16 protein-coding genes are annotated in these 15,853 nt (G+C 68.6%); 7 read left to right on the plus strand and 9 right to left on the minus strand.

Going from position 1 to position 15,853, the window contains the following annotated elements; genetic code table 11:
- Positions 1-3: 3 nt before the first annotated feature.
- From ASE48_RS11355 to ASE48_RS11365, 3 genes are all read right to left on the minus strand, one after another.
- Complete coding sequence (locus tag ASE48_RS11355) at positions 4-1,074, minus strand: SIS domain-containing protein (protein WP_057167191.1); 1,071 nt, start codon at positions 1,072-1,074, stop codon at positions 4-6.
- Positions 1,071-2,483, minus strand: coding sequence for a phosphomannomutase/phosphoglucomutase (locus ASE48_RS11360; RefSeq protein WP_057167192.1), 1,413 nt, complete (start codon positions 2,481-2,483; stop codon positions 1,071-1,073). Before ASE48_RS11360 ends, ASE48_RS11355 begins: the two co-directional genes overlap by 4 nt.
- A 144-nt stretch (positions 2,484-2,627) precedes the next feature.
- Positions 2,628-3,059 (minus strand): DUF3499 domain-containing protein, encoded by a 432-nt coding sequence (locus ASE48_RS11365; RefSeq protein ID WP_057167193.1) that lies wholly within the window; start codon positions 3,057-3,059, stop codon positions 2,628-2,630.
- 130 nt (positions 3,060-3,189) lie between these two features.
- Here ASE48_RS11365 and ASE48_RS11370 point away from each other — a divergent pair, with 130 nt between their 5' ends.
- Positions 3,190-3,612 carry a metallopeptidase family protein gene (locus tag ASE48_RS11370; protein WP_057167194.1) on the plus strand — a complete coding sequence of 141 codons (423 nt, stop codon included), beginning with the start codon at positions 3,190-3,192 and terminating at the stop codon, positions 3,610-3,612.
- A gap of 35 nt (positions 3,613-3,647) precedes the next feature.
- On the opposite strand, the gene ASE48_RS11375 is transcribed toward ASE48_RS11370, so the two are convergent.
- Positions 3,648-3,917 carry a WhiB family transcriptional regulator gene (locus ASE48_RS11375; protein WP_199196430.1) on the minus strand — a complete coding sequence of 90 codons (270 nt, stop codon included), beginning with the start codon at positions 3,915-3,917 and terminating at the stop codon, positions 3,648-3,650.
- Positions 3,918-4,389: 472 nt separating this feature from the next.
- Here ASE48_RS11375 and cofD point away from each other — a divergent pair, with 472 nt between their 5' ends.
- From cofD to ASE48_RS11390, 3 genes are read left to right on the plus strand one after another with little or no spacing between them, the layout of a single operon-like run.
- Positions 4,390-5,388, plus strand: a complete 999-nt coding sequence (gene cofD, locus ASE48_RS11380; protein WP_057167196.1) for a 2-phospho-L-lactate transferase — start codon at positions 4,390-4,392, stop codon at positions 5,386-5,388.
- On the plus strand, positions 5,385-6,743 hold the full coding sequence (locus ASE48_RS11385) for a coenzyme F420-0:L-glutamate ligase (protein ID WP_057167197.1): 1,359 nt from the start codon (positions 5,385-5,387) through the stop codon (positions 6,741-6,743). Before cofD ends, ASE48_RS11385 begins: the two co-directional genes overlap by 4 nt.
- Positions 6,740-7,270, plus strand: coding sequence for an NUDIX hydrolase (locus ASE48_RS11390; protein WP_057167198.1), 531 nt, complete (start codon positions 6,740-6,742; stop codon positions 7,268-7,270). Before ASE48_RS11385 ends, ASE48_RS11390 begins: the two co-directional genes overlap by 4 nt.
- Before the next feature lie 16 nt (positions 7,271-7,286).
- Here the strand turns inward: ASE48_RS11390 and ASE48_RS11395 are convergent, their stop codons facing one another.
- The 4 genes from ASE48_RS11395 to ASE48_RS11410 all read right to left on the minus strand — a co-directional run bounded on the left by ASE48_RS11395 (position 7,287) and on the right by ASE48_RS11410 (position 11,274).
- On the minus strand, positions 7,287-8,375 hold the full coding sequence (locus tag ASE48_RS11395; RefSeq protein WP_057167199.1) for a sugar phosphate nucleotidyltransferase: 1,089 nt from the start codon (positions 8,373-8,375) through the stop codon (positions 7,287-7,289).
- Positions 8,376-9,251: a glycosyltransferase family 2 protein gene (locus tag ASE48_RS11400; RefSeq protein WP_057167256.1), complete on the minus strand. Its 876-nt coding sequence runs from the start codon at positions 9,249-9,251 to the stop codon at positions 8,376-8,378.
- Positions 9,252-9,360: 109 nt separating this feature from the next.
- Positions 9,361-10,215 (minus strand): dTDP-4-dehydrorhamnose reductase, encoded by an 855-nt coding sequence (gene rfbD, locus ASE48_RS11405; RefSeq protein ID WP_057167200.1) that lies wholly within the window; start codon positions 10,213-10,215, stop codon positions 9,361-9,363.
- Between the two features lie 6 nt (positions 10,216-10,221).
- Positions 10,222-11,274 carry a hypothetical protein gene (locus tag ASE48_RS11410; protein WP_057167201.1) on the minus strand — a complete coding sequence of 351 codons (1,053 nt, stop codon included), beginning with the start codon at positions 11,272-11,274 and terminating at the stop codon, positions 10,222-10,224.
- A gap of 215 nt (positions 11,275-11,489) precedes the next feature.
- On the opposite strand from ASE48_RS11410, the gene ASE48_RS11415 reads away from it, so the two are divergent.
- The 3 genes from ASE48_RS11415 (at position 11,490) to ASE48_RS11425 (ending at position 14,592) form a co-directional block, all read left to right on the plus strand.
- On the plus strand, positions 11,490-12,989 hold the full coding sequence (locus tag ASE48_RS11415) for an LCP family protein (RefSeq protein ID WP_057167202.1): 1,500 nt from the start codon (positions 11,490-11,492) through the stop codon (positions 12,987-12,989).
- A 1-nt stretch (position 12,990) separates the two neighbouring features.
- On the plus strand, positions 12,991-13,701 hold the full coding sequence (locus ASE48_RS11420; protein WP_057167203.1) for a TIGR03089 family protein: 711 nt from the start codon (positions 12,991-12,993) through the stop codon (positions 13,699-13,701).
- A 90-nt stretch (positions 13,702-13,791) separates the two neighbouring features.
- Positions 13,792-14,592 carry a class I SAM-dependent methyltransferase gene (locus tag ASE48_RS11425; RefSeq protein WP_235571060.1) on the plus strand — a complete coding sequence of 267 codons (801 nt, stop codon included), beginning with the start codon at positions 13,792-13,794 and terminating at the stop codon, positions 14,590-14,592.
- Between the two features lie 69 nt (positions 14,593-14,661).
- On the opposite strand, the gene ASE48_RS11430 is transcribed toward ASE48_RS11425, so the two are convergent.
- Positions 14,662-15,822 carry an acyl-CoA dehydrogenase gene (locus tag ASE48_RS11430; RefSeq protein ID WP_057167204.1) on the minus strand — a complete coding sequence of 387 codons (1,161 nt, stop codon included), beginning with the start codon at positions 15,820-15,822 and terminating at the stop codon, positions 14,662-14,664.
- Between the last annotated feature and the right edge of the window lie 31 nt (positions 15,823-15,853).

Below are 15,853 nucleotides of genomic sequence, written 5' to 3' on the forward strand. Positions count from 1 at the left end.
CCCTCAACCTCGCACCAGTCGTAAGTACACGGCCGTCATCTCCAGGCGCACCGCCACCGTCGCCAGCTGCTGCTCGGGACGGACGCCGCCGACCTTGGTCGCGCTGTCGGGCACGTCGTCGGCACTGACCACATCGAGGTCGGCAAAGCCTTCGGTGCGTGCCACCACCACAGGCCGCTGCTCATCGGAGGTCAGCACCACGGTGCGTACCCGCGACGGCAGCGGGCCGTCGAGTTCCTCGTCGTGGAACAGCGCGGTCTCGTAGTCGACGGGCGCGATGTTCAGCGGGCTCAACGCGCCCAGCGCATCGGTCAGACCGACTGCGGCCACCACCTGACGCGCGACCCGCAGCAGCACCGCCGCGCTGTGCTGGGCCAAGGCCAGCGTCGCCTCGCTGTCGCCGGCCAGCACGACCTCGCGCCCGGCCAGCCGCTCGGCCAGACTCTTGGCGGGATTGGTGAACAGTTCGCGCGCCGCGCTGTTGCGCAATGCCTCGGCGTCCAGTTCGTCGGCCAGCGCCCCGATGTCGACCCGGACGGCCTTGTCGACGACGGCCAGCACCGCCACACCGGCAGCCAGGTAGCGGGTCAATCCGAATTCGTCGGGGACCGGCAGCCGCGGCGCCAGCACCGCCGCGCGCCCGGCGGTCACATCGCGCAGCGGCCCCTCGTGCGGTGCGACGAGCACGACCCGCGCTCCGCGGCGCACCCCGGTCGCCGCGGCCGTCACCAGCACGGGATCGCCCGCGTCGGCACCGGCCACCACCACGACGTCCAATGCGCCGGTCCACGGCGGCAGCTCGGAAGCGACCACGATCGGGACCCCGCTGGCCGCACCGAGAGCGGCCGCCAGCAGTGCGCCCGCCGCGCGCGCCGGGCCACCGTCGGCGACCCAGATCAGCGTGCGGGGTGGCGTGTCCGAGCGAAGCAGCTCCAGGGCGCCCTCGTCGACGGACGCCGCCGTGGCGCGCACCTGGGCGCCGGCCATGGCAGATGCGCGTAGCAGACCTTCCCGGTCGGCAGCCAGCAACCCCTCGACATCGTCGAGGTCGATGGTGGCAGCCCGGGAGGTCACAGAACCGACTCGCTACCCGACTCACTCCGTGCGGCGATCAGTTTCGCCACCTGCTCCACCACCTCGTCGACCTCTTCGGTGGTGCGGGCCTCGACGTTGAGCCGCAGCAGCGGCTCGGTGTTGGAGGTGCGCAGGTTGAACCAGCGCCCGTCGCCGAGGTCGACGGTGACCCCGTCGAGATGATCCAGGGACTGGATCCGGCTGCCGAAGGTGGTCAGCACGGCGTCCACGCAGCCGGGCGCATCGGCGACGGTGAAGTTGATCTCGCCGGACTCCTCGTAGCGCTGGTAGTCGGCCATCAGCTCCGAGAGCGGGCGCTGCTGCTCACCGAGCGCGGCCAGCACGTGCAGGGCGGCCAGCATGCCCGAGTCGGCGCCCCAGAAGTCGCGGAAGTAGTAGTGCGCCGAATGCTCGCCGCCGAAGATGGCGCCGGTCTCGGCCATCAGCCCCTTGATGTAGGAGTGGCCCACCCGCGAGCGCACCGCGGTACCGCCCCGCTCGACGATCAATTCCGGCACCGCGCGCGAGGTGATCAGGTTGTGGATCACGGTGGCACCGATCTCGCGGCCCAGTTCGCGGGCCGCCACCAGCGCGGTCACCGCGGACGGCGAGATGGGCAGACCTTTCTCGTCGACCACGAAGCAGCGGTCGGCGTCACCGTCGAAGGCCAGTCCGATGTCCGCTCCGGTGGCCAGCACGTGGGCCTGCAGGTCGACGAGGTTGGCCGGATCCAGCGGGTTGGCCTCATGGTTGGGGAAGGTGCCGTCGAGTTCGAAATACAGCGGCAGCACCGTGATCCCGGGAATCGCCTCGAGCACCGCGGGCGTGGTGTGTCCCCCCATGCCGTTTCCGGCGTCGACGGCCACCCGCAGCGGGCGCAGTTCCGACAGGTCGACCAGCGAGCGCAGAAAATCGCCGTACTCGGCGAGCACATCGCGGTCGGTGATCGCGCCTGCGGCACCGTCGTGCGCGGGCACACCGTTGATGACCTCATCGCTGATGGTCAGCAGGCCGGTGTCCTTGCCGACGGGCTTGGCACCGGCGCGGCACAGTTTGATGCCGTTGTAGGCGGCCGGGTTGTGGCTGGCGGTGAACATTGCGCCAGGGCAGTCGAGCAGACCCGAGGCGAAGTACAGCTGGTCGGTCGAAGCGAGCCCGATCCGCACCACGTCGAGCCCCTGGGCGACGACACCCTCGGCGAACGCGTCGGACAGAGCCGGCGAGCTGGCCCGCATGTCGTGTCCGATCACCACGGTGTCCACCGACCCGGTCGCGTCCTCATCGCGCACCAGACGGGCGAATGCGCCGCCGACGTCACGGACGAATGCGTCATCGATCTGTTCTCCGACCAGGCCCCGCACGTCATAGGCCTTGATGACAGCGTGGACAGCCTCAGCGGGCCGAGACATGGCTCTCCTCGCTCTCTGTGTACGGGGAATCGGGAACTGCTCTGCCCACTCAGCCTAGTGTCTCGGCACGACAGCCGCGGCAGGTCCCGTGAGCGCGCGCGAAACGGCCGACCCGGGTGCTGCCGGCGCCGGAGATGAGCGGAACTACTCGGAGTTCGGTTCGGGATCCGGGAGGACCCGCAGATGACCGCGACGGCGGCCGTTGGGTTCCGGGCGACGCACCGGCGGGGCCATCAGCGATCCGCCGGACACCCCGGTCGAGGGGTCGGAGAATCCGGCGGTCACGCCGTTCACCAGAGCCTGCACGCCTTCGTGGCCCTCGCGGACCGCGTCGGCGAGGGCACTCAGATCGTCCTCATCGGGATGAGACGGCAGCGGACCGGCGTGGCGGACCAACTCCCATCCGCGGGGAGCGGTGATCCGACCGGCATGCACGACACACAAATCCCAGGAATGCGGCTCGGACACGGTCGCCAGAGGTCCGACGACGGCTGTCGAGTCCCGATAGACGAAGGTCAGCGTCGCCACGGCGTAGTGCGGGCACCCGGGCCTGCAGCAGCGACGGGGAGCGTTCACGCAGGGAAGATTATCGTGCGGCGACGCCGGGGGCCTCCGGACACGCGCGCGCCGCGGCGCCCGATCTCCAACCGTTACCATCTCCTGCGTGGCGCAGCGTAACCATCGGGGTTCCCGGCGCGGCCGTGGAATGCGCGGGTCGCTGCTGCCGCCGACGGTGCCGGGCTGGCGCAGCCGGGCCGAACGATTCGACATGGCGGTGCTGGAGGCCTACGAGCCGATCGAGCGGCGGTGGCACACACGGGTGTCGACGTTGGACGTGGCGGTCGATGAGATCCCGCGCATCGCGCCCAAGGATCCCGACAGTGTGCAATGGCCGCCGGAGGTTGTCGCCGACGGGCCGATCGCGTTGGCCCGCCTGATCCCGGCCGGGGTAGACGTCCGCGGCAATTCCACGCGGGCGCGAATTGTCTTGTTCCGCAAGCCGATCGAACGGCGCGCCAAAGACACCGACGAACTCGCCGATTTACTACATGAGGTGTTGGTGGCTCAGGTGGCCACCTATCTGGGCGTGGAGCCCAACGTCATCGACCCTTCGGCCGAGGACGAATAGCACGTTGCGACCGGGCCGGCCGCAACGTGCCCGCGTCAGATGATGCCGCGCTTGAGGCGACGGCGCTCCCGCTCGGACAGGCCGCCCCAGATGCCGAAGCGCTCGTCATTGGCCAGCGCGTACTCCAGGCACCGGTCCTTGACTTCGCAGCCCTGGCAGATGCGCTTGGCCTCGCGCGTCGAGCCGCCCTTCTCAGGGAAGAACGCCTCGGGGTCGGTCTGCGCACACAGACCGCGCTCCTGCCACTGGTCGTCGTCCTCGAACGACTCGGGCGCCAACTCGATACGGTCGGGCACCAAGCTCAAATTCGGGCGCACAACCAGTTCGCTTGTCGCCGGATCGGTAGTGGTGTGCGGTGCACTGTCCACTGAACCGAGCATCCGGTCTTCGAACCGGAGCGCGCGGTCGAGATCGACCTGCTCAAAAGACATGTTCCGCCTCCTCACCTGATTATTTTCCCCGTTGTTGCCGATCGGGGCCCCTGCTGAATCACGGATCGCCAAACCCCTCCAGCACTGCCCCAGCTATCACTATTGTGATGTCAGGCCATCCGGATTCGAACATACGATCGAATCCCGGTCTGCGGCACCGAAACCGGCGGGCGAACCACGAAATGACACTGATGTGATTAGACACGCGTTAGCTGCCACGGTCAAGCGGAATGGCCAGTTTTCATACCATCTCGTGACATAGATCCGGCGTGTCCACGCACCGGCGTGTTCCCCACACCCCGGGCGGCGACACCGAAGAATGCTGCAGGGCCTAGGGTCTGAGGGCGTGAAGGTCACAGTTCTGGTCGGCGGCGTGGGTGGCGCCCGCTTCCTCCTCGGCGTCCAGCATCTGCTGCAACTCGGGCAGTTTGCCGACGTGGGCGCCGAATCCGAAGCGCCCACTCAACACGAGCTGACCGCCGTCGTCAACGTGGGAGACGACGCCTGGATGTTCGGCGTGCGGATCTGTCCGGACCTCGACACCTGCATGTACACCCTGGGCGGCGGCATCGACCCGGAACGTGGCTGGGGTCACCGTGACGAAACGTGGCATGCCAAGGAGGAACTGGCCGCCTACGGGGTGCAGCCCGATTGGTTCGGTCTCGGCGACCGCGATCTGGCCACCCATCTGGTGCGCAGTCAGATGCTGCGCGCGGGATATCCGCTCTCTCAGGTCACCGAGGCGCTGTGCGCCCGCTGGGCGCCCGGCGCCCGGCTGCTGCCGGCCAGCGACGACCGCAGCGAAACCCACGTCGTCGTCACCGATCCCGAAGGCGAACGCAAGGCCATCCACTTCCAGGAGTGGTGGGTGCGCTACCGCGCCAAGATCGAAACGCACAGCTTCGCCTACGTCGGCTCCGACAAAGCCACCGCCGCACCCGGTGTGGCCGAGGCCATCGCCGAGGCCGATGTGGTGCTGATCGCCCCGTCCAATCCGGTCGTCAGCATCGGTTCCATCCTCAAAGTCGGCGGAATCCGCGGCGCGCTGCGTTCCACCGCGGCACCCGTCATCGGCTACTCGCCCATCATCGCGGGAAAGCCGTTGCGCGGGATGGCCGACGAATGCCTTTCGGTGATCGGCGTCGAATCGTCCTCGGAGGGTGTCGGGAAACACTTCGGCGCGCGCACCGGTGTCGGCATCCTGGACGGCTGGCTGATCGACGAGGGCGACGCCGCCACCATCGAGGGTGTCGAGGTCCGCCAGGCCCCCCTGCTCATGACCGATCCCGCGACCACCGCCGAAATGGTGCGGGCCGGGCTGCAATTGGCGGGCGTCGCGCTGTGAGCCCCGAACACGGCAGCGCGGAGCACGGGACGGCTGCGTCCATCGAGATCATCCCGGTGACCGGGCTCGGCGAATTCCGGCCCGGTGACAATCTCGCCGCGGCGATCGCCGGCGCGGCCGAGTGGTTGCGCGATGACGACGTGGTGGTCATCACCAGCAAGGTGCTCTCCAAGACCGAGGGCCGAATCGTCACCGCGCCCACCGACCCCGAGCAGCGGGACATGCTGCGCCGCAAGCTCATCGACGACGAGGCCGTGCGGGTGCTGGCCCGCAAGGGCAAGACGCTCATCACCGAGAACGCCATCGGGCTGATCCAGGCCGCCGCCGGGGTGGACGGATCCAACATCGACGCCGCCGAACTCGCCCTGCTGCCGGTCGACCCGGACGGCAGTGCCGCGGCGATCCGGGACGGTATCGCAACGCATCTGGGCGTGCGGGTAGGCATCGTCGTCACCGACACCATGGGACGAGCCTGGCGCAACGGGCAGACCGATGTCGCGATCGGTGCGGCCGGGTTGACGGTCCTGCACGGCTACGCCGGCGCGCAGGACCCGCACGGCAACGAACTCGTGGTGACCGAGATCGCGGTGGCCGACGAACTCGCCGCCGCGGCAGATCTGGTGAAGGGCAAGCTGACCGGCATCCCGGTGGCGGTGGTGCGCGGGCTCACGCTGCGCGACGACGGCTCCAACGGCCACACCCTGGTCCGCAGCGGCGAAGAGGACCTGTTCTGGCTCGGCACCGCCGAGGCGATCGAATTGGGCCGCAGACAGGCCCAATTGCTGCGCCGCTCGGTGCGGCAGTTCAACGCCGAGCCGGTCGCCGCCGCACTCATCGAGGAGTCGGTCGCCGAGGCGCTGACCGCACCGGCACCGCATCACACCCGCCCGGTGCGGTTCGTCTGGGTGCGCGATCCGGACACCCGGACCCGGCTGCTCGATGCGATGAAACAGCAGTGGCAGCACGATCTGAGTGCCGACGGCCGCTCCGAGGACGAGGTGTCGCGCCGGGTGGCGCGCGGCCAGATCCTCTACGACGCCCCCGAACTCGTCATCCCGTTCATGGTTCCCGATGGCGCACACAGCTATCCGGATCCAGAGCGCACCGCGGCCGAGCACACCATGTTCACGGTGGCGGCCGGCGCGGCGGTACAGGGTCTGCTGGTGGCACTGGCGGTCCGTGGTGTCGGCAGCTGCTGGATCGGCTCGACGATCTTCGCCGCCGAGATCACCCGCCGCGAGCTGGGTATCGAAGAAGACTGGGAACCGTTGGGCGCCATCGCGATCGGCTATCCCGCCGAGGACACCGGACCCCGTGACCCGGCGCCCACCGACGGGTTGCTGATCCAACGATGAGCCTGCACGCCTCCGTCGTCGATCTGCTGTCCCGATGGGATGCACCAGATCCTGAACAGGACGCGTTGCGCCACGCGGTGCTGGCCTTCGTGCTGGCCCGGCCCGACGCCTGCGCGCGGTCCTGCGAGCCCGGCCACGTCACCGCCTCGGCACTGGTCCTCGACCACCGCGGCGAACACGCCCTGCTCACCCTGCACCCGCGGGTGGGCCGGTGGCTGCAGCTCGGTGGGCACTGCGAGGAGTCCGACAGCGATATCACCGCGGCGGCGCTGCGTGAGGCCACCGAGGAGTCGGGTATCGACGGGCTGCGTATCGACCCGGACATGGTTGCGCTGCACGTGCATCCGCTGACCTGCTCACTCGGTGTGCCGACCCGTCATCTGGATCTGCAGTTCGTCGCGCACGCACCGGCCGATACCGAATTCGTGCGCAGCGATGAATCGTTGGATCTGCGGTGGTGGCCGCTGGACGCGATGCCGCAGGACGACCCGGCGCTGGTGGCGCTGGCGAAGGCCGCGCAGGCCTGATCGGTCCGGTCCGCCCTCAGACGTCGGTGGAGTAGCGGATCCCGCCGTCGGGGATGGTGACCCCCGGCCACACCCGGGCGCCGCGCAGCAGCTCGCAGCGGGCCCCGATATCGGCACCGTCGCCGATGACACCGTCGCGGATGAGCGCCCGCGGGCCGATGCGGGCGCCGAACCCGATGATGGACCGTTCGATGACGGCCCCGGCCTCGACCCGGACCCCGTCGAAGATGACCGCACCGTCCAGTCGGGCTCCGGCGCCGATCTCGGCACCGCGGCCGACCACGGTCCCGCCGAGCAGCAGCGCGCCGGGTGAGACGGCCGCACCGTCGTGGATGAGGAACTCGCCGCGCTGATGCTGCAACGCGGGCGACGGGGCGATACCGCGGACCAGGTCCGCCGATCCCCGCACGAAATCGTCGGGGGTGCCCATATCGCGCCAATAGCTGGCGTCGACGTACCCGCACACCTTCTGTCCCTCGGTGAGCAGCGTCGGGAACACCTCGCGCTCCACCGACAGAGCCCGGCCCTTGGGGATCTGGTCGATGATCTCGCGGCGGAAGACATAGCAGCCGGCGTTGATCTGATCGGTCGGCGGATCCTGGGTCTTCTCCAGGAAGGCGGTGACCCGGCCGTCGGCGTCGGTGGGCACGCACCCGAAGGCGCGCGGATCCCCGACCCGCACGAGATGCAGGGTCACATCGGCCTGATGGCCGGCATGGCAGTTCAGCAGGGCGCCCAGATCGGCGCCGGAGAGCACATCGCCGTTGAACACCAGTGCGGTGTCGTGGCGCAGCTTGCCGGCCACGTTGGCGATACCGCCGCCGGTGCCCAGCGCCTCCTCCTCGACGACGTACTCGATCTCCAGACCGAGTTTCGATCCGTCACCGAAGGCCGCTTCGAACACCTCGGCCTTGTAGGAGGTGCCCAGCACGACATGCTGGATACCGGCCGCGGCGATCCGCGACAGCAGGTGGGTGAGGAACGGCAGCCCGGCCGTCGGCAGCATCGGTTTGGGCGCCGACAGGGTGAGCGGGCGCAGTCGGGTGCCCTGCCCGCCGACCAGGATGACCGCATCCACGTTCGCCGGATCGAGTGTGCTGGCCATTCAGAGCCGCCCTTTCGCCTGTTTACGTCGAGAGTTCCGGACCACGAGACCGGCTCGGGTTGCCAGCGCACCCCTGATCGTCCACCTCAACGGGGCCTGCCACCAGCGCGAATGACGGTCAGCCAGGAAAGTGTAGGTGCTGCGGTGGTGGGCCGCCAGATTCTTCGCGGGATCGCGCCCGGTCGAATGTCCCTTGTCGTGCAGGATCTCGGCGGTCGGCACATAGATGTTCTGCCGGCCCGCCCGCTCCAGCCGGTCGCCGAGGTCGACGTCCTCCATGTACATGAAATAGCGCTCGTCGAAACCGCCGATGTGGGTGAACGCGTCGCGGCGCAGCAGCAGGCAGGCGCCGGACAGCCAGCCGACCGGACGTTCCGTGGGGACCAGCCGTTCCTGCCGGTAGGCCGCCGTCCAGGGGTTGGTCTTCCAGACCGGGCCGACCACGGCGTGCATGCCGCCGCGGATCAGGCTGGGCTGATGCCGGGCCGAAGGGTACACCGAGCCGTCCGGATCGCGGATCAGCGGACCGAAGGCACCGGCCTGCGGCCACCGCTGCGCGGCCGCCAGCAGTTCGTCGATGCTGCCCGGGCCCCACTGCACATCGGGGTTGGCCACGATGAACAGCTCACCGTCGGTCACGAAGGCATCGACGGCGCGGTTCACGGCGGTGCCGTAACCGAGATTGCCGCCGGTGCGCAGCAGCCGGACGTTCGGATATCGCTCGACCGCCTCCTCGGGGGCGCCGTCGGTGGAGCCGTTGTCGGCCATGATCACCGTCACCGGCCGGTCGGTGGCATGCGCCAGCGAGGCCAGGAAGCGATCCAGATGGGGGCCCGGTGAATAGGTCACCGTCACGACCTTCAGTTCGTCAGTCACCACGCCCAGCCAGTTCGTCGCCCACGCTGCAGAGGGTAACCATTCTTCCCCCCGTCGCTACGCTCGCCCCGGATCCCGTCCTCCCGTTCGCTACGCTCGCCCCGGATCCTCAAGGCAGTGCCGTCAAGGCGGCATCCAGCCCATCCCGCCAGGACCGCATCGGGCTGTGGCGGGCGTCATAACGCGCGGTCGACAGCGCCGAGTAGACCGGACGCGGTGCGGGCCGCGGATGCCGGTCGGTACTCACCGGCCGGACCCGCTGCGGGTCGGCGCCGATCCCGGCGAACACCGCGCAGGCGAGCTCGTAGCGGCTGGCCGGGCCGGTGTTGGCCACGTGCAGCAGCGATGCGGGCGCCGGATCGTCGGCGATGAGAAGCAGCGCGCGGGCCAGGTCGGCGACATAGGTCGGCGATCCGGTCTGATCGGCCACCACGTCCACGTGCTCGCGTTCGGACTCCAGTCGGCGCATCGCGGCGACGAAATCGTTGCCCGTCCCGGTGTACACCCACGCGGTACGCACGACGGTCGCCTCCGGCAGCACGTCGTGCACCTGCTGCTCCCCCGCGAGCTTGCTGCGGCCGTAGACGCTGCGGGGCCCGACAGGGTCGTACACCTCGTAGGGCCGCGGGGCTCCGCCGAAGTCCCCGCTGAACACGTAATCGGTGGAGATGTGGATCAGCCGGGCGCCGTTCGCTGCGCAGACGCGCGCGACATTGCCTGCGCCGGTGGCGTTGACGGCGTACGCGCGGGCCTCTTCGGTCTCGGCGACATCGACGGCGGTCAGGGCCGCGCAGTTGATCACCACGTCACCGGGGGCGACGATATCGGCGCCGGCCGCCGGGTCGGTGATGTCCCACTGCGACGACGTGCACGCGAGCAGATCGCGTCCCTGGGCGGGGAGTGCACCGCCCAGGAACCGGCCGACCTGCCCGCCCGCGCCGGTGATGACGATTCGGGCAGGCACAACCGGCTATCCGGCGAGCACGCCCGCGGCGACCTTCGGCTGCCAGTCCGAGGTGAGCAGCGCGCCGTAGTTGGCCTCACGGTCGTTGCGGTTGGAGCTGTCCAGGTCACGCACGGCGTGGATGAAGGCCGGTCCGGCCCACCCGACGGCGGCGGCCGCCCCGAGCACGTCGACGATCTGCTTGGCCTGCTCCTGCTGGCTCACACCGTCGCCGGGGATGTCGCTGGTGGACGCGCCCATCTCGGTGAGCCAGATCTTCTTGCCGCCGTCGCCGTTGGCCGCCATCACGTCATGCATGCGCAGCACATCGGACCACCCGTTGTTGCTGTCGGCGGCCAGGCCACCCGGGAAGACATAGGGGTGCGCGGCGGCCGCGTCGAAGGAACCCTTTGCGCCCGCGGCGTACATCTGCTGCAGGAATCCCGGGGGCGAGTCCGGGCCCTCCAGCGGGCTGAGCCCGGCGGCGACGACGGTCGCGCCCGGGTTGGCGCCCTTGATCGCGGGATAGGCGGCCTTGAGCATGTCGGTGTACCGGACGGCCTTGTTGTCGGCGAAGCCCATGAACAGCGGCAGGTTCGGCTCGTTCCAGACCTCCCAGGCGTTGATCCGGCCGGCGTAGCGCTTGGCCGCGGCCGCGGTGAAAGCGCCGAAATCGCCGTAGTTCTTGGGCGGCGACGACGGGAACAGCAGCTGCGCACCCTCGGTGCGGGCCCAGAACGGGGTATTGGAGATCAGCCCGAGGACGCGCAGACCGTTCGCACTCGCGGCATTGACCAGGCTGTCGAAGTAGCCCCAGTTGTATTCACCCGGACCGATCCCGACGATGCCCCAGTCCAGCGGGAGCCGCACCCAGCTGCCGCTGGTCTTGGCGACCGCGGCGATCTCGCGGGCGGAATCACCCGGGTTTCCGGTGGCCCAGGTGTACCCCTGGGCGAATCCGTAACCGTCGGCGGGGGCCACCACCGCGTTCGCGGTGGCCGGGCTGACCGTGACCATCGACACCACCAACGCGACCATTACCGCCGCGCGGCCCAAAGCCCTGACCCAAGTTTTCCGCATACCGTTCAAGTTACCGGACCTCTCATGTGCTCATCGACCGAACGCCCAGCCCAGACGGGTGAACGCCGCTGTCGGCCGATGACAACTCGTACGCCATCTGTCGTTCGCTGAGCCGCCATCGTTACCGCGGGGGTCCCAGCACATCCGGCACCGCGGAAGTTGGCACGCCGACGCGCTTCGGCGGACATCGATGCTCCGGCCAGTAGCCTGGGCTGATGCAAAATCGGCTGACCAGAACGGTCGGCGTCATTGCCGCAGTGGCGGTGGTGGTGTCCACTGGCGTGGCCTGGAGCACCGTGCGGTCGTTCGAGGACGGCATCAACCACGTCAATTCCGCCGCTCTCGGCGGGGGCGGCGAGGACGGCGCGATCGACATCCTGCTGGTCGGCGTCGACAGTCGCACCGATGCCCACGGGAACCCGTTGTCGGCCGAGGAATTGGCCACCCTGCGGGTCGGCGACGATGTCGCCACCAACACCGACACCATCATCCTGGTGCGCATCCCGAACAACGGGAAGTCGGCCACCGCGATCTCCATCCCCCGCGACACCTACGTCGAACTGCCGGATGACCAGGGAAAGATGAAGATCAACGGCGTGTACGGCGACGCGCGGCTGGCCACCATGAAGCAGCTCATCGAGGTCGAGGGCATGGACCCGCTCGAGGGTGAGAAGCGAGGCACCGAAGCCGGCCGGGAGGCGCTGATCGAAACGGTCGCGCATCTGACCGGTGTGACCGTCGATCACTACGCCGAAATCGGGCTGCTGGGCTTCAGTTTGATCACCGACGCGCTCGGCGGCGTCGATGTCTGCCTCAAAAACCCGGTCTACGAACCTCTTTCCGGCGCCGATTTCCCGGCCGGCTGGCAGAAACTGGACGGTGCGAGGGCGTTGAGCTTCGTGCGGCAGCGCCACGATCTGCCGCGCGGCGATCTGGACCGGGTCACCCGCCAGCAGGCGGTGATGGCATCGCTTGCCCATCAGGTGATCTCCGGTAAGACGCTGTCCAGCCCGGCCACCCTGGGCCGGTTGCAGACCGCCGTGCAGCGCTCGGTGGTGCTCTCCGATGGCTGGGACATCATGGATTTCGTGGAGCAGCTCCAGGAGATCGCGGCCGGTTCGGTCGCCTTCGCCACCATTCCGATCCTGCGCGAGGACGGCTGGAGCGATGACGGCATGCAGTCCGTGGTCCGCATCGACCCGGACAGCGTCAAGGAATGGGTGAGCGGTCTGCTGGACGAACAGGAGCAGGGCAACACCGAGAAGGTGGCCTACTCCCCCGACAAGACCACCGTCGACGTGGTCAACGACACCGATGTCGGTGGTCTGGCCGCCGCCGTCTCCGAGGTGCTGACCGGCGGCGGCTTCACCCCCGGCGCCGTCGGCAACCACGAGGGTGACGGGGTGGCCAACAGCCAGGTACGCGCGCCCAGCGTCGATGACCTTGGCGCGCAGGCTGTTTCGAAAAGCCTGGGCAACCTGCCTGTCATCGAGGACCCGTCGATGGCACCCGGCACCGTGCAGGTCGTGCTGTCCGACGATTACGCGGGCCCCGGTTCGGGCCTGGAAGGCACCACGCCATCGGCCGATCCCGCGTCCACCGAGTGGTACCAGGGCTACGAAGGCGAGGATCTGATCTCCTCTTCCGAGGACGCACCCCCGCCCCCGTCGCCGATCATCACCGCCGGCTCCGACGACCCCCAGTGCGTGAACTGACGTGACGACCGTCAGCGCGGCACTGCTGGACCCGTTGATCAAACGGGACCCGGTCGGCCCGCGGATCACCTATTACGACGACGCCACCGGCGAGCGCATCGAGGTGTCCACGGTGACACTGGCCAACTGGGCCGCCAAGACCGCCAACCTGCTGCGCGACGAACTGGGGGCCGGCCCGGGCAGCCGGGTCGCGGTGCTGCTGCCCGCCCACTGGCAGACGGCCGCGGTGCTGCTCGGCACCTGGTGGATCGGTGCCGAGGTGGTGTTCGGCCGGCCGGATACCACCGATATCGCGCTGTGCACCGCCGATCGCCTGGACGAGGCCGACGCGGCCGCCGGGATGGGGGAAGTGATGGCACTCTCCCTGGATCCGTTCGGTAAGCCGGTGCCCGACCTGCCCATCGGGGTGACCGATTACGCAACCTCGGTCCGCGTGCACGGCGACCAGATCGTCCCGGAACGGGCGCCCGGCGCGGCCCTGAACGGCCGGTCCGCCGCCGACGTGCTCGCACTGGCCGCCGACTCGGCCAGTGCGCAGGAACTGACCGACTCCGACCGGGTGCTCTCCACCGCGCGCTGGGACACCGACGACGACCTGATCCGGCATTTCCTCGCCGTGCTGTCGTCGGGCGCGTCACTGGTTCAGGTCGCCAACGCCGATCCGGCCGTGCTGGACCGGCGACGCGAGATGGAAAAGGTGAGCCGGGGGTAATTCGTCCGATCGGCGGCTATATCAAATACCCTGGGCGTCAATATTGTCCTCGCATAGGCCAAACGGCCTCGGATGAGTACCCTGTGACAGGTGGGAAGCATCGCGATGAAATTCGCTGCATATCGGCATTTGGGCCATCGACGGGTGCAGGGCTATACGGAATCGTCGGCCATCGGGTTGCTGCATGCCGTCGATCAGTACCAGCGCGACGCCGGGATCAATGGCCCCATCGCCGAGATCGGCGTGCATCACGGGCAGCTGTTCATCGCGATGAAGCTCCTGCAGCAACCGGGTGAGGCGGCCATCGCCATCGACCTGTTCGAGGACCAGGAGTCCAATATCGACAAGTCCGGTCAGGGCGACCGGGACCGCTTCCTGCACCACCTCGACCAGTGGACCGACCGCACCGGCCTGGTCATCCATCAGGGTGACTCGACCGCGATCGTGCCCGGCGACATCGCCGCGATGTCGAACGTGCGGATCTTCTCCGTCGACGGCGGACACACCCAGGAGATCGTGCTCAGCGATATGCGGCTGGCCGAGAAGAGTCTCGTCGACGGCGGAGTGGTGATCGCCGACGACGTGTTCAACCAGCAGTGGCCCGGCGTGTGCGTCGGCACCGTGCACTACCTGGAGCAGGGCGGCGCGCTGGTGCCGTTCTACATCGGCTACAACAAGGTGTTGTTCACGCAGCCCGAGCATGCCGAGCGCTACCGCCGCACCCTGGACGCGGCCTACGCCGACCGGACCATGACGGCGGTTTTCGAATCCACCTTCGTCGGCCACCCGGTCAGCGTGCTGGTGCCGGTGCCCAAGCACCCGGTGCACATCGCGCGGCGCAGCGAGACGGTCCGCAACACCTACCAGAAGGTCGCCAAGCTCATCCGCTGATACGCCAATGGCCAGTTATTACACGCCTTTTCGCGAAAAGCGTGCAATAACTGGCCACTCGGCGCAAACCTACTTCAGCAGCTGGCGGCTCATCACGACGCGCTGGATCTGGTTGGTGCCCTCGTAGATCTGGGTGATCTTGGCATCGCGCATGTAGCGCTCCACCGGAAAATCGACGGTGTAGCCGTACCCACCGAACAACTGCACCGCGTTGGTGGTCACCTCCATCGCCACATCGGAGGCGAAGCACTTCGAGGCCGAGGCCAGGAACTGCAGGTTGGGTTCCATCCGCTCGGCACGCGCGGCCGCGGTGTAGACCATCAGCCGGGCGGCCTCGATCTTCATCGCCATGTCGGCGAGCATGAACTGGGTGCTCTGGAAGTCCGCGATCGACTTGCCGAACTGCTTGCGCTCCTTGGTGTACGCGATCGACGCGTCCAGGGCGCCCTGGGCGATCCCGACGGCCTGGGCCCCGATGGTGGGCCGGGTGTGGTCCAGGGTCGCGAGCGCGGTCTTGAACCCGGTGCCGGGCTCACCGATGATGCGATCCCCCGGGATGCGGCAGTTCTCGAAGTACAGCTCGGTGGTGGGCGATCCCTTGATGCCCATCTTGTGTTCCTTGGGTCCGGCGCTGAATCCCTCGTCGTCCTTGTGCACGATGAACGAGGAGATGCCGTTGGCGCCCTTGTCGGGGTCGGTCACCGCCATCACGGTGTACCAGGTCGACTTGCCGCCGTTGGAGATCCAGCACTTGGTGCCGTTGAGGATCCAGTCATCGCCGTCGGCGACGGCCTTGGTGCGCATTGCCGCGGCATCGCTGCCGGCCTCGCGCTCGCTCAGGGCGTAGGACGCGGTGGCTTCGCCGGCCGCGATCGAGGGCAGCACCTTCTGCTTGAGCTCCTCGGAGCCGCGCATGAGCAGTCCGGTGGTGCCCAGCTTGTTGCAGATGGGGATGAGCGAGGACGACGCGCACACCCGGGCGACCTCTTCGATGACGATGCACGCCGCGACCGAGTCCGCGCCCTGCCCGCCGTACTCCTCGGGGATGAACACCGCGGAGAAGCCGGAACCGTCCAGCGCCGCCAGCGCCTCATCGGTGTAGCGCGCCTGCGCATCCACCTCCGCGGCGTACGGCTCGATCTCCTTCTCACACAGCGAGCGCAGCACGGTGCGCAGCTCATTGTGCTCGTCGGACAGCTGGAACAGGTCAAATGACGGGTTGGCAACCATCTGGATCTCCTCGCTACTCGTCAGTAACTTT

This window comes from Mycobacterium sp. Root265 (assembly GCF_001428895.1).
Taxonomy (GTDB): Bacteria; Actinomycetota; Actinomycetes; order Mycobacteriales; family Mycobacteriaceae; genus Mycobacterium.